The 18,146-nt window shown below is 47.3% G+C and carries 17 protein-coding genes and 4 pseudogenes; 20 read left to right on the plus strand and 1 reads right to left on the minus strand.

Annotation, left to right across the window (positions count from 1 at the left end; all coding sequences use genetic code 11):
• Nucleotides 1-281: 281 nt before the first annotated feature.
• A complete protein-coding gene (locus tag JCM2765_RS05175) occupies nt 282-1,400 on the minus strand; it encodes a helix-turn-helix domain-containing protein (protein WP_054734589.1) in 1,119 nt (372 codons plus the stop codon).
• Nucleotides 1,401-1,724: 324 nt separating this feature from the next.
• On the opposite strand from JCM2765_RS05175, the gene JCM2765_RS05180 reads away from it, so the two are divergent.
• The 20 genes and pseudogenes from JCM2765_RS05180 (at nt 1,725) to JCM2765_RS05275 (ending at nt 17,897) form a co-directional block, all read left to right on the plus strand.
• Nucleotides 1,725-2,018 (plus strand): BMC domain-containing protein, encoded by a 294-nt coding sequence (locus tag JCM2765_RS05180; protein ID WP_054734591.1) that lies wholly within the window; start codon nt 1,725-1,727, stop codon nt 2,016-2,018.
• Between the two features lie 46 nt (nt 2,019-2,064).
• Nucleotides 2,065-2,889, plus strand: a complete 825-nt coding sequence (pduB, locus tag JCM2765_RS05185; protein WP_082405000.1) for a propanediol utilization microcompartment protein PduB — start codon at nt 2,065-2,067, stop codon at nt 2,887-2,889.
• A gap of 21 nt (nt 2,890-2,910) precedes the next feature.
• Complete coding sequence (locus JCM2765_RS05190; RefSeq protein WP_054734596.1) at nt 2,911-4,587, plus strand: propanediol/glycerol family dehydratase large subunit; 1,677 nt, start codon at nt 2,911-2,913, stop codon at nt 4,585-4,587.
• Between the two features lie 28 nt (nt 4,588-4,615).
• Nucleotides 4,616-5,290, plus strand: a complete 675-nt coding sequence (locus JCM2765_RS05195; RefSeq protein WP_054734599.1) for a propanediol/glycerol family dehydratase medium subunit — start codon at nt 4,616-4,618, stop codon at nt 5,288-5,290.
• Nucleotides 5,291-5,308: 18 nt separating this feature from the next.
• Complete coding sequence (locus JCM2765_RS05200) at nt 5,309-5,821, plus strand: diol dehydratase small subunit (protein ID WP_054734602.1); 513 nt, start codon at nt 5,309-5,311, stop codon at nt 5,819-5,821.
• 22 nt (nt 5,822-5,843) lie between these two features.
• Nucleotides 5,844-7,673 (plus strand): annotated as a pseudogene (locus tag JCM2765_RS05205) (diol dehydratase reactivase subunit alpha).
• A 2-nt stretch (nt 7,674-7,675) separates the two neighbouring features.
• Nucleotides 7,676-8,026 carry a glycerol dehydratase reactivase beta/small subunit family protein gene (locus JCM2765_RS05210; protein ID WP_054734606.1) on the plus strand — a complete coding sequence of 117 codons (351 nt, stop codon included), beginning with the start codon at nt 7,676-7,678 and terminating at the stop codon, nt 8,024-8,026.
• Nucleotides 8,027-8,043: 17 nt separating this feature from the next.
• Complete coding sequence (locus tag JCM2765_RS05215; RefSeq protein ID WP_054734609.1) at nt 8,044-8,697, plus strand: BMC domain-containing protein; 654 nt, start codon at nt 8,044-8,046, stop codon at nt 8,695-8,697.
• Nucleotides 8,698-8,707: 10 nt separating this feature from the next.
• On the plus strand, nt 8,708-8,986 hold the full coding sequence (locus tag JCM2765_RS05220) for a BMC domain-containing protein (RefSeq protein WP_275453041.1): 279 nt from the start codon (nt 8,708-8,710) through the stop codon (nt 8,984-8,986).
• A gap of 32 nt (nt 8,987-9,018) precedes the next feature.
• Nucleotides 9,019-9,677: pseudogene (gene pduL / locus JCM2765_RS05225) on the plus strand (phosphate propanoyltransferase).
• Between the two features lie 29 nt (nt 9,678-9,706).
• Nucleotides 9,707-10,210, plus strand: a complete 504-nt coding sequence (gene pduM / locus JCM2765_RS05230; protein ID WP_054734615.1) for a PduM family microcompartment protein — start codon at nt 9,707-9,709, stop codon at nt 10,208-10,210.
• A complete protein-coding gene (locus tag JCM2765_RS05235; RefSeq protein WP_054734617.1) occupies nt 10,192-10,461 on the plus strand; it encodes a EutN/CcmL family microcompartment protein in 270 nt (89 codons plus the stop codon). The genes pduM and JCM2765_RS05235 overlap by 19 nt, the downstream gene beginning before the upstream one ends.
• Nucleotides 10,462-10,478: 17 nt before the next feature.
• On the plus strand, nt 10,479-11,057 hold the full coding sequence (locus JCM2765_RS05240; RefSeq protein WP_054734620.1) for a cob(I)yrinic acid a,c-diamide adenosyltransferase: 579 nt from the start codon (nt 10,479-10,481) through the stop codon (nt 11,055-11,057).
• Nucleotides 11,058-11,059: 2 nt separating this feature from the next.
• Nucleotides 11,060-11,557 carry a GlcG/HbpS family heme-binding protein gene (locus JCM2765_RS05245; RefSeq protein WP_054734622.1) on the plus strand — a complete coding sequence of 166 codons (498 nt, stop codon included), beginning with the start codon at nt 11,060-11,062 and terminating at the stop codon, nt 11,555-11,557.
• 2 nt (nt 11,558-11,559) lie between these two features.
• Nucleotides 11,560-13,004: pseudogene (locus JCM2765_RS05250) on the plus strand (aldehyde dehydrogenase family protein).
• A gap of 3 nt (nt 13,005-13,007) precedes the next feature.
• Nucleotides 13,008-14,129, plus strand: a complete 1,122-nt coding sequence (locus tag JCM2765_RS05255; RefSeq protein WP_054734625.1) for a 1-propanol dehydrogenase PduQ — start codon at nt 13,008-13,010, stop codon at nt 14,127-14,129.
• A gap of 333 nt (nt 14,130-14,462) precedes the next feature.
• Complete coding sequence (locus JCM2765_RS05260) at nt 14,463-15,653, plus strand: acetate/propionate family kinase (RefSeq protein WP_054734627.1); 1,191 nt, start codon at nt 14,463-14,465, stop codon at nt 15,651-15,653.
• A 26-nt stretch (nt 15,654-15,679) separates the two neighbouring features.
• Nucleotides 15,680-16,024: a BMC domain-containing protein gene (locus JCM2765_RS05265; RefSeq protein WP_054734630.1), complete on the plus strand. Its 345-nt coding sequence runs from the start codon at nt 15,680-15,682 to the stop codon at nt 16,022-16,024.
• Nucleotides 16,025-16,040: 16 nt separating this feature from the next.
• Complete coding sequence (locus JCM2765_RS05270; RefSeq protein ID WP_054734632.1) at nt 16,041-17,114, plus strand: oxidoreductase; 1,074 nt, start codon at nt 16,041-16,043, stop codon at nt 17,112-17,114.
• Between the two features lie 46 nt (nt 17,115-17,160).
• A pseudogene (locus tag JCM2765_RS05275) lies at nt 17,161-17,897 on the plus strand (tyrosine-protein phosphatase).
• Nucleotides 17,898-18,146: the final 249 nt, after the last annotated feature.

Consider the following 18,146-nt stretch of genomic DNA (forward strand, 5'->3'; position numbering starts at 1 on the left):
AAAATTGGGCTCAGCCGTGAAATTTCACTTAGCTGGTGAACTTCCAGCTTAGTGAAAGGCCGAATTCTGAGACGTGTTTTTCCGGCTCAGAATCGTACCCACGGCGTTCCAGCCCAAATTTTCTGACCGACCGGTTGTGCCCACAATATCACCCATGATTAACGCGCCAACGAAGCCAAATTTCACAAGCTGGATACAAGCGACAGCACAAAAAACGCCACCCGCAAGCATGCAGGTGACGCTAATTTCATATCTAAAGTGATATACAGAACCGCTACGAACTAGTTTGGATTGGTCATGTAGGCGGTGTAGATCCACTGCACAACGGATTTGCCTTTCACGCTGACGGCGCTAGACGGAATCGTTGGTTGTTTGCAGTCGATGGTGTAGATCCAGCCACGGGCACCCGTGGAATCGGCGAGGTTATCGATGTTGTTGATGTAGGGATAGCCGTTGACCGGTTGTGAGAAGTAGCTGATGTGGTTCTTTTGGAAGAAGCGTTTGGACACATCAAAAACAGTATCAGTTTCCTTCCAGGTCATGTCCCGGTGAATTGTGTAGATTTTTTGAATCGATGTGTTTTGGTGTCGATATTCGGAAGGGGTCAACCCAGTCCGTTGCTTAAAGATCTTGGTAAAGTAGCTGGTTTGCGAAAAACCAATTTGGTTAGCAATGTAGTTGACCGGTAACTTGGTCAACGCTAATTTTTCACTGGCAATCGCAATTTTACGGTTGTTAACGTAATCGATAAAGTTAACATCGAGTACCTTTTTGAAGATTCGGCTGAGGTAAGAGGGCGACAAGAAGACTTCTTGGGCGACCTTGGACAGTGAAATTGTCCGACGAATGTTCTTTTCGATATATTGAATGGATGCTTCGATACTTTGATGCACCCCTTCACCGTCTTCAGAGAAGGCCGAGGGTTCCGTTGTGAACCGGTTCATATCGGTTTTGACGGGCGTGGTTACTAAGGACTTATCATCTGATGAAGCTGACCGTAAAAAGGTATCAAAGTAGCGAATCTTTGAAAGTTGCTCCATATCAAGAGCGTCCCAAACTGAGACAGTGATATTAAACTGTGGTTCCAAGAGCTGGTTGAAAATGTTTTCCAAGTAGCTACGAGATAGGTAGATCCGTTGTTGCGACACGTCGATTGAATTGCAGATCACGAATCCCCAGAGTCGATGCTCAATCGTGACCGGAAAAATGGCGTAAACTTTGAGTCCATCTAAGTCGATGTGTTGTTGGACTTCTTCGATCCCCGTGTATAAAGTCCCATCTTTTAGAAGTTGCTCATCTAGCGTGTAAAAAACGGTTTCGATTTGTGTAATCCCTGAAAAAGTATCCACCGCACCGGCGAGGGTTCGGTAGTCTTCCTGTTTCAATGGATAACTGATCATATTGCTACCTCCATGAATGACAAATACTTACTTAATGGAAGCGTTGTCACATTCGTTTGCCTTTAATTCTAGGATAAAAAAGTCCTAAATTCAAGGAAAGTTTCAAAAACTAGTACTATTTTGTACAATTGCTATTTTTTATTGTAAGCGTTTTCCATATTTGTGTTTCGAAAAATTCACTTGATTAAAATATCACAAGGATTATCGCTTATACTGAAAGTGTTTTCAAAACCAATTGGAGATATTCCGGCATCAACGAAGAATCAAGTTTACTTGATAATTTAGTGAAATTGGGATAGTTCCAAATTTTAGGAGGAAGCTCTTATGGATCAAGAGGCTTTAGGATTAATCGAAACAAAGGGTCTCGTTGCTTCAATCGAAGCTGCGGATGCTATGGTCAAGGCTGCCAACGTTAACTTGGTAGGTCAAGAAAAGATTGGTCACGGATTGGTTACGGTTATGGTACGTGGTGACGTTGGTGCCGTTAAGGCTGCCGTTGACGCAGGGGTACAAGCTGCTGAAAACATTGGCGAAGTTTTATCTAACTACGTTATCCCACGTCCACATACTGACGTTGAAAAGATTCTCCCAAATCCTGATAAGTTATCAGCGGAATAATCAATTACTAGCAAATTGCTAGCTAGTTGATTTTGAGGGTGAGATTATGAGCAATAAAAATGACGCGTTAGTTGAGCAAGTGATGCGTGAGCTCCTCAAAAAGGGTATCTCGCTAGATGACAAAAATCAGTCTAAATCATCGGGAGGATTTAAAATGAATGATTTTTTAAACTCTACTAGTGTCGTCCCTGAATTCGTTGGCACCCGAGAAATCGGTGACACGATCGGGATGTGCATTCCTAGTGTTGACCCAATGTTGTTGGATCAATTACACATTTCAAAACGTTACTCAGTTATTGGTGTTCTAAGTTCTCGTACCGGTGCCGGTCCGCATATCATGGCGGTCGACGAAGCGGTTAAGGCAACGAACACCGAAGTTATTGACATCGAATTACCTCGTGATACTAAGGGTGGCGCTGGTCACGGTTCCCTTATCTTGATCGGTGGTTACGATCCTTCAGATGTCCGTTCAGCTATCAACGTTGCACTTGATAACTTGAGCAAGACATTTGGCGATGTTTACGGTTCCGATGCTGGTCACTTGGAACTTCAATTTACTGCCCGTGCTGCCGGTGCATGTCACATGGCATTCGGCGCACCAGAAGGTAAGGCTTACGGATTAATCTGTGGTGCACCTGCTGGTATTGGTGTAGTTATGGCGGATACAGCTCTTAAGACTGCTGGTGTTGACGTTCTTGCGTTTGGTTCTCCTGCCCATGGCACGAGTTTTTCAAACGAAGGTATGGTTCACATTAGTGGTGATTCTGGCGCCGTACGTCAAGCTGTTATCGCTGGTCGTGAAGTCGGCTTGAAGTTGTTAGCCTCAATGGGCGAAACACCTACAAACGATTTCCCATCATACATCAAGTAGTAGCAGGAAGGAGGAAACACATTGAAACGTCAAAAAAGATTTGAAAAATTAGAGCAACGCCCAGTTCACTTGGATGGTTTTGTTAAGAATTGGGACGCCGAAGGTTTAGTCGCAGAAAACGGTGTTAACGATCCAACACCAAGTATCAAGATTGAAAATGGTGTCGTTACTGAAATGGACGGCAAGACTGCCGATGAATTCGATTTAATCGATCAATACATTGCTAAGTACGGGGTTAACCTCGAAAAAGCTGAACAAGTGATCAACACCGATTCATTGAAGATTGCTAACATGATGTGTGACCCTAACGTCTCACGTTCTGAAATCATCGAATTAACGACTGCGATGACCCCAGCCAAAGCCGCTGAAGTTATCAGCAAGTTGAACTTCGCTGAAGAAATCATGGCTGCTCAAAAGATGCGTCCACGTCGGACTCCTATGACGCAAGTGCACATCACAAACACTTTGGATAACCCAGTTCTCTTGGCTGCCGATGCTGCCGAAGCTGCCCAACGTGGTGTTCCTGAACAAGAAACCACGCCAGCTATCGCACGTTTCGCACCAATGAACGCCATTGCCGTTATGGTCGGCGCTCAAACTGGTCGTCCTGGCGTTATCTCACAATGTTCTGTCGAAGAAGCATTGGAACTTTCAATGGGGATGCGTGGGTTTACCGCTTACGCCGAAACCATTTCCGTTTACGGGACTGACCGGGTCTTCACCGATGGTGATGATACGCCTTGGTCAAAAGGTTTCTTAGCTTCTTGCTACGCTTCACGTGGGTTGAAGATGCGGTTCACTTCAGGTGCCGGTTCAGAAGTTATGATGGGTTACACGGAAGGTAAATCAATGCTTTACCTTGAAGCTCGTTGTATCTACATTACCAAGGCTTCTGGTGTTCAGGGTCTTCAAAACGGTGGTGTTAGTTGTATCGGGATGCCTGGTGCCGTTGTTGGCGGGATCAAAGAAGTCCTTGGTGAAAACTTACTATGTATGGCACTTGATCTAGAATGTGCTTCTGGTAACGACCAAGCCTTCTCTCACTCAGACATTCGTCGTACTGGCCGGATGATTGGTCAATTCATCGCCGGGACCGACTACATTTCTTCTGGTTACGCTGCCGAAGAAAACATCGATAACACCTTCGCTGGTTCTAACATGGACGTTCTTGATTACGATGATTACATTACGCTTGAACGTGATATGGCCGTTAACGGTGGTATCATGCCTCTTGAAGAAGAACAATCGATCAAGATCCGTAACAAAGCCGCTAAGGTTGTCCAAGCCGTATTTGAAGGCTTAGACTTACCAAAGATCACCGATGAAGAAGTCGAAGCTGCTACTTACGGTAGTGGATCAGTTGACATGCCAAAACGTGACCTTGTTCAAGATATGAAGGCTGCTCAAGGCTTGTTCGACCGCGACATCACTGTCATCGACATCGTCAAAGCATTGAACAACACTGAATACAAAGACGTTGCCGAATCTGTGCTTAAGTTAGCACAACAAAAGGTTACAGGTGACTACCTGCAAACTTCTGCTGTCTTTGAAGCTGGTTGGAAGTGTGTATCAGCCATCAACGATGCTAACGATTACGAAGGCCCAGGTACTGGTTACCGTGTATGGGAAGACGAAGACAAGTGGAACCGTTTGGAAAATGTTCCTTGGGCTTTGGATCCTCAAAAATTGGAATTCTAACCAGTAAGGTCGAAAGGAGGTAAGCACAGTGACAGAAATCGATGAAACATTACTCAGAAATATCATCAAAGGTGTGTTAAGTGAGGTAAGTAGCCAAGATACCCCAATTAATTTTGGAGGTGAAGCTGCTCCTAAGGCTGGTGCCGACACACCAAACTCATTGGACTGGTTCAAACACGAAGGCGTTGCTAAGCCAGGCTTATCAAAGGACGAAGTTGTGATCGCGGTTGCCCCTGCATTTGCAGAAGTTTTGACCCAAACCATGACTAAGATCCAACACAAGGATGTCTTGCGTCAAATCATTGCCGGGATCGAAGAAGAAGGTCTTAAAGCTCGGGTTGTTAAAGTTTACCGGACTTCAGACGTTTCCTTCTGTGCCGCAGAAGCCGACAAATTATCTGGTTCTGGAATTTCAGTTGCCGTTCAATCAAAAGGTACTGCAATCATTCACCAAAAGGACCAAGCACCTTTGAACAACTTGGAACTGTTCCCACAAGCACCAGTTATTACGCTTGAAACTTACCGTGCTGTTGGTAAGAACGCTGCGCAATACGCTAAGGGCATGTCTCCTAACCCAGTGCCAACGGTCAACGACCAAATGGCTCGTGTTGCATACCAAGCACTTTCTGCTTTGATGCACATTAAGGAAACGAAACAAGTAGTTCTTGGGAAACCAGCTGAAGAAATTTCAGTAACCTTTTAATTGAGGAGGATTTGAGACATGAGTGAAGTAGACGACTTAGTAGCTAAAATCGTGGGTCAGCTTCAAAGCGGTAACACTTCAAGTGCTACTACGGCTGCACCTGCCGCTTCTGGTAAGGAATTAGGTGGCGCTGACTACCCACTTTACCAAAAGCACCCAGATTTAATTAAGACTCCAACCGGCAAGAACGTTGACGAAATTACCATGAGCAACGTTGTTAACGGCAATATCACACCTAAGGATATGCGGATCACGCCAGATACGTTACGTTTGCAAGGTCAAATCGCAGCGAACGCCGGCCGTCCAGCTATCCAACGGAACTTCGAACGGGCTGCCGAATTAACCGGTATTCCTGATGATCGGGTTCTTGAATTATACGAAGAATTACGGCCATTCCGTTCAACTAAGCAAGGCTTGTTGGATACGGCTGCTGAATTGAAGAACAAGTACAACGCACCTATCTGTGCTGGCTGGTTCGAAGAAGCTGCTACCAACTACGAAAAGAACAAGAAGTTAAAGGGTGACAACTAATTTTTAGTTAGGGGCTTTTAGTATGACACGTGTAATTGGTGTTGATATTGGGAATTCCTCAACTGAAGTTGCTTTAGCTGATGTCACCGACAATGGTGAAGTAACGTTTATCAATTCTGGAATTGCCGAAACAACAGGCATCAAAGGAACAAAACAAAACTTGATTGGTGTTAGAAATTCCATTAACCAAGTTTTGGAAAAGTCGCATATGGCCATCTCAGACGTGGATTTGATTCGGATCAACGAAGCGACACCGGTTATCGGCGACGTTGCGATGGAAACTATCACTGAAACGGTGATTACCGAATCAACCATGATCGGTCATAACCCTGGGACCCTGGGGGCATCGGCACTGGTTCTGGTTACACGGTTGAATTAGTCAAGTTACTTCAAGAGAGCGATAAGTCTCGTCCATACATCGTCATCATCCCTAAGGAAGTTGACTTTGAGGACGCGGCCAAGCTGATCAATGCTTATCATGCATCTGGCTATAACGTCACCGCCGCATCCTGCAAAGCGATGACGGGGTGCTGATCAACAACCGGTTGGATAAAAAGATTCCAATCGTTGATGAAGTTGGCCAGATCGATAAGGTGCCACTGGGCATGTTAGCCGCTGTTGAAGTTGCTGCACCTGGTAAGGTGATTGCACAACTCTCTAACCCATACGGGATTGCCACACTGTTCGACCTTTCATCTGAAGAAACGAAGAACATTGTGCCAGTTTCACGGGCCTTGATCGGTAACCGTTCCGCGGTTGTCATCAAGACGCCAAAGGGGGACGTTAAGGCACGGGTCATCCCAGCTGGGAAGATCTTGATTAGCGGTCAACCTGGCGGTAGAGGCGAAGTGAACGTCGCCGCTGGTGCAGACGCCATCATGAAGAAGATCAATGAGTTTGACAACATCGCTGACATTGCCGGTGAGTCCGGTACCAACGTTGGTGGCATGCTCGAAAAAGTTCGTCAGACGATGGCCGAATTAACCGGTAAACAAAACAGTGAAATTGCCATTCAAGATTTATTGGCCGTTAACACCTCCGTACCCGTTACGGTTCGTGGTGGCTTAGCCGGTGAATTTTCAATGGAAGAAGCGGTCGGAATTGCCGCCATGGTTAAATCCGATCACTTACAAATGCAACAAATTGCTGACTTGATTCAGGGTGAATTCCACGTTCCCGTTGAAATCGGGGGCGCCGAAGCTGAATCCGCTATTTTGGGAGCGTTGACAACGCCTGGGACCACGAAACCAATTGCCATCTTGGACTTGGGGGCTGGTTCTACCGATGCGTCGATCATCAACCAAAAAGATGAAAAAGTCGCAATTCACTTGGCTGGGGCCGGTGACATGGTTACCATGATCATCAACTCTGAGCTTGGTTTGGAAGATCCTTACTTAGCCGAAGATATTAAAAAGTATCCGTTGGCTAAGGTGGATAACCTGTTCCAACTTCGTCACGAAGATGGCGCAGTTCAATTCTTCGAGGATCCACTACCAGCTGAATTATTTGCGAGAGTTGTCGCAGTTAAGCCAGATGGTTACGAACCACTACCAGGTAACTTGAGTATTGAAAAAGTTAAGATCGTTCGCCAGACCGCTAAGAAGCGGGTCTTCGTTACCAACGCGATTCGTTCACTGCACACGTGAGCCCAACTGGTAACATCCGCGATATTCCATTCGTGGTTATCGTCGGTGGCTCAGCACTTGACTTTGAAATTCCACAACTCGTTACCGATGAACTGTCGCACTACAACTTAGTTGCCGGCCGTGGGAACATTCGCGCCGTCGAAGGTCCTCGTAACGCCGTGGCAACCGGATTAATTCTTTCATATGCGAGTGAAAAGAGGGGATAGTTATGGCAATTGATAAAGACCGGCCGACAATCATTATTGCTTGTCCAGCAGGTTCCAACGATCAACTCCCTGAAAAACTAAAACCAATGTTGCTCGGCATTGAGGAAGAACAAATTCCGTATCAATTCACCGACATCGACAAACCAACCGCGGTTGAACGGGCGTATGACGCTTCCGTAATCTCCCGGTTGTCCGTCGGAATCGGCTTTGATGATGATCAGGTGATTGTTCACTACAAGAACCTGAAGCCCGACAGTCCACTGTTTAAAGTCGCTGAAACCGGCTATGACGCAATTCGTAAAGTTGGCGCCAACGCGGCTCGACTGGTTAAGGGAGTACCATTCAAGAAGTAAGGACAGGTGAGGGTTTTATGCAATCAGAATCAATTGGCTACCTTGAAGTCGAAGGACTTCCTGGCGCAATTGTTGCTGCTGATCGAATGCTTAAAACTGCTAATGTCAGTCTCCGGTATGTTGAAAATACCAAGGGTGGCGGCTGGATCACCGTCTCAGTTGTGGGCGACGTTGCTGCAGTTAATGCGGCGATCGACGCCGGCAAGGGCGAATTGGGCGATCACGTGTATTGCTCAACCGTCATTGCCAGACCCGCACCAGGCATCGATACCTTAGGGAAAAACGATGCCATTAAGGGCGCGCAATCGAATAATGACGGACCAGATGATCCTCAAGGGCCAGATGACCCACAAGGACCTCAAGGACCCGATGATGACGATCCTACCGAACCTGATGGACCATTAGCCTCATCAACGGATGCAGCGCCGACAGGGTCTGTCGACGACAACAAAGGCGCTAATGCAGCGCCTTTGTCTGTTAACGGAGATGACAAAGGAACTACTGAGCAAGCAGCACCAAAACAAGACGCAAAAACAACTGCTAAACCAGTTGCCAAAAAGAAAAAAGCAACGTGTAACCTCTGTGGTGATCCCGATTGCCCACGCAAGTTAGGCGAACCACGTAAAAAGTGTATTCACTACGCTGAATTAGAAGGCAAGAAGAAGAAATAGGAGGAATTTTATTATGAACAACGCATTAGGAATGATTGAAACCAAGGGTCTCGTCGCATCTATCGAAGCAGCCGATGCAATGGTTAAAGCCGCTAACGTTGAAATGGTTGGCCAAGAAAAGATCGGTTCAGGTCTTGTAACTGTTATGGTTCGTGGTGATGTTGGTGCCGTTAAAGCATCCGTTGACGCCGGCGTACAAGCTGCCGAAAACATTGGCGAAGTCTTAACTTCATTCGTTATTCCTCGTCCACACGCTGAAGTCGAAGCTATTTTACCAGAAAAGAAATAATTTATAATTCAACAAAGGATGGTTGTTAATTTATGGAATTAACAGAAGAGAAACTCAGACAGATCATTAAGAAAGTCATTCAAGAACAAACCGGTCAGGCATCTGATCCGCACCGCGTTCAAGTGAGTGTTTCTAACCATCATATTCATTTAACTGAAGACGACTTTAAGACGTTGTTCCCAGGCCAAAAGATGACACCATTCAAGCCATTGAAGCAACCTAAAGAATTTGCTTCAACTAGCGTGGCTGATGTTGTTGGGCCTAACGGTAAAATTTCTCACGTGCGGGTGCTTGGCCCATGCCGGTCACACTCACAAGTTGAAATTTCACGCTCCGAAGCCATCGCAATTGGGTTGATGCACCAATTCGTTTGTCCGGTCACTTGGATGGTGCGCCTAGCGTTAAGCTAGTTACGCCAGACGGTGAAGTTACCGTGCAAGGGGTTATCGTAGCAAAGCGTCACATTCACATGAGTAATGATGATGCTGCTAAGTTGGGTGTTAAGTTGGGTGACTTGGTTTCAGTTGAAATCAAGACGCCAGACCGTTGCACCATCTACAACGACGTGGTTGCACGTCCTCGTGAAGACTTTGTGGAAGAAATGCACATTGACACTGACGAAGCAAGTGCTGCAAACGTCGGGATGGGTGCCCCAACATTCGGTCGGATCATCGTTCCCGAAAAAAAGTAATCGTCAGTAAATGAAGGTTGGTGGCCAAATTGGATCATATTATTGAGCAAGTACTGGCTAAGATCAAGCAGCGCGAACACCAATCTTACGAAGTTGATTATCACAATCAGGGCTTACCGCCTGATGAACAAGTGTACACGGAATATGGCAACATCGCGATCAACGATGTGACCATTGAACTGTTACTTGAGCTGTACCGGGTCAACGTTAATGACCCGTGGACACGCTGGATCTTGCAAGGGATTAGCTTTCAAGAGAACTTTACGTTCCACATTAGCCAGTATATGATCAAGTTTATTCCTAAGAAGATGCTGTTAGATTGGCCAGTGACATTTGTTGTTGATAAAGAACATCCCGTGTTTTCGTTTTACCAGAAGTCTGTTAGCAGACAAGATTTAGCAGCTATACCGGATCAGTCAATTGTGGTGGTCACACCGACCCAAAAATTGACAACGGAAGCTAAGGAAGTTAGCCAATATAAACAGCTGACAATAAAGATTAGGACTGATGAAGATTGTATATGGCAAAAGTAGTTGGGAGCGTCGTCTCCACGCAAAAAGATTCTTCGTTAGTGGGTCGTAAACTCATGATCGTCCAACCGGTCAACTCTGATGGGCAAACCGTCCGTCACGAAGAAGTCGCCGCAGATACAGTGGGTGCCGGCATTGGCGAGTACGTGTTACTCGTTCGTGGTGCGGGTGCTCGGCGGGCTTCTGCTGAGGCCGTGTCGAATGACGTCAACGACTGTTCGATCGTCGGCATCATCGACCGATTTGATAAGTGATAAAGAAGGGGTAGCTAATGGCCATTTATACTAAGGGTGGCGATAAAGGTACAACAAGTTTATTCGACGGCAAACGAGTTCCGAAGAATTCACTACGTGTGGAGACCTACGGAACGTTTGACGAGCTGAACGCGAACGTAAGCCTAGCAGACAAGTTCTGCTTGAGTGCTGACAACCGTAAGATCCTTCAGCGGGTCGAATACCGGATGTTCTTCCTTCAAGGTGAGATTGCAACTGAGGAACCGGAAAAGTTCCGCAAACAAAGTACGATCATCACCGATGAAGACACCCACTACTTGGAGTCCATTATCGACAAATACACCGCAGAACTACCAAAAGTAACCAGCTTTATCCTACCTGGTTCAAGTTGTGCAGGTGCACAATTGCATGTTTGCCGGACGGTTTGCCGTCGGGCGGAACGTCAATTCGTTTCGTTCATGGAGAGTAATGACGTACGTCCCGAACTGGAACGTTACGTGAACCGACTTTCCGACTTCTTCTACATCATGGCCCGGTCAGAAGACCAAGTTGCGATGAACGAAAAAGTTGTCGACATGGTAGTCGACCGGTATAAAAAGGCAATGGAGGAATCCTAATTATGAATAAAGAACAATTAAGTGAAATCATTAGCCAAGTGTTAGCCGATAACGGCGGCGCTGCAGCAGCTTCTGCTACAAGCGACAACCTGTTTGACAAGCACAAGATGGAACGCGCGATCGATGCGGGCGTTGCCAAGGCTGATGAACTTAAAGTGGGTGTGACGATCGCCATTGAAGATATCACAACCACGGTTCAAATGTCATACCACATGCCAAACGGTAACTTGGTAGGCACGTACCTCGCACCAAAGAAGGCTTGGTCAGCAATTGCCATGAAAGAACCGACAAAGGATATCAGTAAAGATATTCAACCTGGCGGGCCTTTGTACCAAATGGAAACCATGTTGGATGGGAAACTCGTTTCCTTCCCAGGTGGCATTCCACTAGTCCTCAACGGTGAAATCGTTGGCGCTGTCGGCGTCAGCGGTGGGTTGATTGAAGAAGATCAAGCAATCTGTGAAGCCGTTGTTAATGAATTTTTAAAGGAGAGTAACTGAGTATGGCAGATCAAAGTATTGAAGCAGCAATTAGAAAAATTCTGCAAGAAGAATTAAGCGGTAACGCCTCTTCGAGTGCAGCGACAACCAGCGAAGTTCAACCTGAAGGTCTTGGCAACGGGATCTTTACCGATGTTAACGAAGCCATCGCTGCTGCTAAGCAAGCTCAAGAAATCCTTGCAGACAAGCCAATGGACTTCCGTAACAAGGCTATCCAAGCAATTAAGGACGGCTTTGGCCCATATATCGAATATATGGCAAAGGAAACCCGTGACGAAACTGGCATGGGGACCGTTGAAGCTAAGATTGCTAAATTAAAGAATGCATTATACAACACCCCAGGGACTGAACTGCTTCAACCAGACGTTGAAACTGGTGACGGTGGGATGGTCATGTACGAATACACCCCATTTGGGGTTATCGGGGCCGTTGGTCCAAGTACGAACCCATGTGAAACTGTTATTAACAACAGTATCATGATGATTGCTGGTGGGAACACCATCTTCTTCGGTGCTCACCCAGGTGCCAAGAACATTACCCGTTGGGCCGTTGAAAAGTTAAACGAATTCGTTTACGATGCAACTGGCTTACGTAACGTCTTGGTTTCATTGGATACCCCATCAATCGAATCCGTTCAACAAATGATGCAACACCCAGACATCGCAATGTTGGCCGTTACTGGTGGCCCAGCCGTTGTGCACCAAGCCTTGATCAGTGGTAAGAAGCTGTCGGTGCCGGTGCTGGTAACCCACCTGCAATGGTTGATGCAACTGCTGATATCGATTTGGCAGCCCACAACATCATCACGTCAGCTCAATTTGACAACGAAATCCTATGTACTTCAGAAAAGGAAATCATTGTTGAAGCACCCGTTAAGGATGAATTGTTGACCAAGATCCAACAAAATGGTGCCTTCCTTGTTAAGGACCAAAAGGATATTGATCACTTGGCTGAAATGACCATCGGCGCTAACGGTGCCCCTGACCGGAAGTACGTTGGGAAAGACGCAACCTTCATTCTTGAAGAAGCTGGCATCTCATACACCGGTCACCCAACTGTGATCACCATGGACGTTGACAAAGACAACCCATTGGTTAAGACAGAAATGTTAATGCCAATCTTGCCATTAGTTTGCGAACCTGATTTTGACGCCGTATTGGCAACTGGCCTTGAAGTTGAAGGCGGCAACCACCATACTGCATCAATTCACTCAAACAACATTCAACACATCAACAAGGCTGCACACCGTATGAACACCTCGATCTTTGTTGCCAATGGACCTACCTTTGCTGCAACCGGTGTCGGTGACAACGGCTACTACAGTGGTGCTGCTGCATTAACAATTGCAACGCCTACTGGTGAAGGGACAACTACCGCGAAGACCTTTACGCGTCGTCGCCGGTTCAACTGCCCACAAGGGTTCTCATTACGTTCATGGGAGGTCTAGCTCATGGAAGAATTCAAAATTCCTACTAAGGTCTACTCTGGCAGCGATAGCTTAGAGTGGTTACAACGCTTATCAGGCCGTAACATCCTGATGGTTTGTGACGCCTTTTTGCCCGGCACCCCAACCTTAGACCGTATCAAGAAAAACATCGAAGGTAAGAACCAAGTGACCATCTTCTCAGATGTGAAACCTGATCCTCCTTTGGAAAACATCATGGCCGGTACTGAAGTGTTCAACTCAGTTAAGCCGGACGTTGTGTTAGGTATCGGTGGCGGTTCTGCCATTGATACTGCCAAGGCAATTCGTTTCTTTGGTGAAAAATTACAGAAGTACGAAATTGACTTGTTTGTTGCCATTCCAACGACCAGTGGGACTGGTTCTGAAGTGACCCAACACAGTGTGGTCACTGATACGGAACATCATAAGAAGGCCCCAATCATGGAAGACCACATCATTCCTGATGTTGCCTTGCTTGATCCACAGTTGGTCATGTCCGCACCTAAGAGTGTGACCTGCTTCTCTGGCCTTGATGTGTTGACCCACTCCCTAGAAGCTTTAGTTTCTAAGGATGCCAACACGATTACAGACGCCTTAGCTGAAAAGGCTGCCTGCATCATCATCAAGACGTTGGTTACGGCTTACAAGAACCCAACGGACGAAGCTGCCCGTAAAGTGGTTCACGAAGCTTCATGTGCAGCCGGGATGGCCTTTGCGAACGCTGGTTTGGGCTTTGCTCACTCCATCGCTCACCAATTAGGTGCTAACTACCACATGCCACACGGTTTGGCTTGTGCCATCATGTTGCCACACGTTATCATGTACAACGCCACTCACGATGAAGAAGCGATGCACAAGTATGCAAATGCCTTCAAGAAGACTGGCTTGGTATCCTTCGGCATGAACGACAAGATCGCGGTTAAGCGCTTGGTTGCCGAGATCCACCACATGATGATCGAAATGGATTGCCCACAGACCTTAAAGGCCTTTGGTATCGATCCTAAGGTTGCCTTAGAAAACACCGACTTAGTTGTCCAAGGTGCTAAGGCCGACGGTACCTTCCCAGGTAACCCAGTAACGCCATCTGATGAAGACTTGGCTGCTGTTTACCACGAAGTTATCAAATAGTCACGCCAGTGTGCGCGATGATTATCGTAACTGCTTGAATTAAAAGCGGTTGCAGGGTAGGCGTCAGTCTTCCCGAGTACTCAGCGAGCCGTACGCCAGTGGTTGACGTATGACTCGCTGTTTGCTTTTTCGGGTGAGTTGAGGGGTGTCGTTAGTAACGGTCGGTCAGTCAGAAAATTAGGTAGCTAAAAAAGCCGACTAGTTGCCAGCAATATACCCGACCAATTTCATAGAAAGCCCGAAATCATGGTGTGTTCGCCAATTACCCGTGTTAAAATAGAGGGTATGAAAGCGCCATCAAATTAATTTTAAAAGTCAGAGAGGAAGCACAATATGTCGAAGAAAATCCTGGCCATCAATGCCGGTAGTTCCTCATTAAAGTTCAAGTTATACAACATGCCTGAGGAAGAAGTTTTAGTTAGTGGATTAGTTGATCGGATCGGTCATCAAGACGGGGTCTTTTCATACAAGATCGCGGGTCAACCCGATAAGCACGAAACTACTCAACCCATCGAAGATCATACCGCTGGGGTCCAGTTGGTGATCGATGCGCTCCTTGGGAGTGGCACCATTCAGGATAAGAGTGAAATTATTGGTGTTGGACACCGGGTTTCTCACGGTGGTCGTTACTACACGCAATCCGTTGAAGTCGATGACGCCGTTGCCAAGAAGATCGACGAACTTTCCGTGCTTTCTCCATTGCACAACCCAGTGAACCTGTTGGGGATCGAAGCGTTCGAAAAACTGTTACCAGAAGCCAAGGACGTCGCTGTATTTGACACCTCCTTCCATAGCACGATGCCAGCTAAGGCTTACACTTACGCCTTACCTTACAAGTTCTACGAAGAAGATGGGATCCGGCGTTACGGCTTCCACGGTCAATCACACCAGTACGTTTACGGCGAAGCTAAGCGGCACTTGGGTGAAAAGGCAACGAATAAGTTGATTTCGTGTCACTTAGGCAACGGGGCCAGCATCTGTGCCGTGAAGAACGGCAAGTCCGTTAACACGTCAATGGGCTTCACGCCACTGGCCGGACTTGTGATGGGGACGCGTTCAGGTGACATTGATCCTGAGATCCTGCCATTCATCGAAGAAGAGCACAACATGAGCCCTGAAGATGTTCGGAGCATGTTGAACCACGATTCTGGTTTGAAGGGGATCTCTGGGGTTTCTAACGACGTGCGTGACGTGTTGGAAGCTGAAAAGGCTGGCAACGACCGCGCTAAGTTAGCAATGTCGATCTACATTCACCAGATTCAACAATTTATCGGCGCATACACCACCGACTTGGAAGGCTTGGAGACCTTGGTCTTCACTGCCGGCGTTGGTGAACATTCCGCACCAGTTCGCTCACGGGTTTGTGCTAACCTGGGCTACTTAGGTGTTGAAATTGATGAAGATAAGAACTTAGCCAATGATTTTGAAATCTCAACGCCAAACAGTCGCGTTAAGGTACTCGTCATCCCAACCGATGAAGAGTTGATCATTGCGCGTGACACCTTAAAAATTGTGGGTGCCTAAATTTGTTGTAACGGAGGCCTTCAATCATGGCAAGAGATATTGAACGGACAATTCAAGAATACGTTCCTGGTAAACAGGTCACGTTGGCGCACATTGTCGCCAATCCAACGGAAGATATCTACGAAAAATTGGGGATTCAGATTCATCGAAATGCCTTGGGCATCTTGACGATCACCCCAAGTGAAGCGTCGATCATCGCTGGTGACGTGGCCACTAAAGCCAGCAACGTGCAACTTGGCTTCATTGACCGGTTCAGTGGCTCTGTCGTCCTAGTTGGTGAGGTTTCTGAAGTTGAGTCAGCATTACGGCAGGTTATTGATAAGCTTCACACCCTGCTTGGATTTGATATTCCGGAAATTACGCGAACGTAGATATGGAGTGGTGAGCATGAAACTTGATCAACTATTCAGCCCATATCAACTGACTAAGGATGTCAGGTTACAGAATCGACTCGTCATGGCACCGTTGAACATGCAATCGTCATTGTTTAACGGCGCGGTGAGCCAAAATGATTTGATTTTTCACGCCCGAAGAGCCAAATACGTCGGCATCGACGTCGTTGGTTCGGCGTACATCTCCGATTCAGGCAATACCGCCTATGGATCGATCAGTGCGGCGGACGATGGGAAAGTCAAAGGGTTGAAACAATTAGCAACGGTGATTCGTCAAGGGGGCAGCGCCGCCATCTTACAGTTGGTGCACGCTGGTCGAATGACCAACCATCTCGTCACCAAGGGGCAGCCGGTGTTAGCACCGAGTCCCGTTGAGGCCCAACATGGCCGGGTGGAAACACCGACCGAGATGACTTCAGCACAAATTGAAACGGTGATCCAGGAATTTGAACAAGCTACCCATCGGGCAATTGACGCGGGCTTTGACGGCGTGGAACTTCACGGTGCCAACACGTTCCTGCTTCAGCAGTTTATGTCACCGGCATCAAACCAACGGACGGATGAGTTCGGCGGTTCCTTAGCGAACCGGATCCGGTTTGCCGCAACGGTGGTGAGCCGCATCATGAAAGTGGCCAACAACGTGTCACGGCCGTTCATCATTGGCTACCGATTATCACCAGAAGAGATCGAGCCTAACGGATTGACCTTTGGCGATAACTTGGTCTTGATGAAGACGTTAGCGGCCCTTGGAGTTGACTACATCAGTTTATCCATGAAACAGTACGACCAAACGCCAACGACCTGTCCTGAATTAAAGGATCAGCGCGTGGCGGACGCCGCTAAGTTAGCGGTGGGTGATCAGGTGCCGATTATGGTGGCCGGTCACTTAGGCACCCAGTTTGGCTTTGAACGCGCCACTGGGGACCTGATGGCAGTCGGGATGAAGTTCTTAACCACTCCCGATTGGCCAGCCCACGTTAAAAACAGTGGGATTCAGCCGGGGGAGAACCAGGCGTCTCGATTCCCTACACGGCAATTTAGTGGGGAGGTGATCGATGATGACGAGTAACGACCAGCGCGTCATTCCAGTGACCGGTGGTGTCAACTACCGCGATATGGGTGGCTACCGGGCTGCCGACGGGAAAACCGTTAAGTGGCATAAACTCGTGCGAACGGGCTACCTGTCGGAATTGACCACTGATGACGAACGGTTATTACAAGATTACGGGATCACAACGGACATTGATTTTCGGTCAAGCGCCGAAGTGACGGCATATCCGGATCAGGTACCGGCGGGTATCAAATTCATCCATATGCCGGTCTTCGATGACGATGAAACGGAAAGTACCGGGACGGCCAAACGCCTGCAACGCTACTACTCAAGTGGCCGTAAAAGCGGCTATTGGCGGATGCTTTACGTTTATCGGCGACTGGTGATCAATGAGCAACCGCAACGCGCTTACCGCCGTTTTTTCGACTATTTACTAGCACATGGTGAAGACGAGTCCATTCTCTTCCACTGTTCTGCTGGCAAGGATCGCACCGGCATGGGCGCCATTCTGGTACTGTTTGCCTTAGGCGTCAGCTCGAGGATGTTCGTAACGACTATCTGTTGACGAACAAGTACTCGGTACCACGGATCGAAAAACGGGTTGCTGAGGCGAAAAAGGCTTACCAAAACCCGTGCTTTATCAGCTCCATCCGCGATCTCTCATCGGTTTCAGTCGACTACTTCGACCAATCGATGACCCTGATCAACTACGTCTACGGTGGCATCCACGCTTACCTGCGCGATGTCATCGGCGTCACGGATGCTGAAATTGCACAGTTGCGAGCCATATATCTGGAGTAACGTTATCTAAAAACAGCATCGATGAACTGCACTGTTATGCGGATCATCAATGCTGTTTTTGTTGTCGTTTGTGTCCAGCATAAGTGTGCGGAGTTTGTGAAATTTGGCTTCGTTGGTGCGTTAATCATGGGTAATATTGTGGGCACAACCGGTCGGTCAGAAAATTTGGGCTGGAACGCCGTGGGCACGATTCTGAGCCGGAAAAACACGTCTCAGAATTCGGCCTTTCACTAAGCTGGAAAGTTCACC

The sequence above is a fragment of the Secundilactobacillus similis DSM 23365 = JCM 2765 genome, assembly GCF_001311075.1.
Taxonomy (GTDB): Bacteria; Bacillota; Bacilli; order Lactobacillales; family Lactobacillaceae; genus Secundilactobacillus; species Secundilactobacillus similis.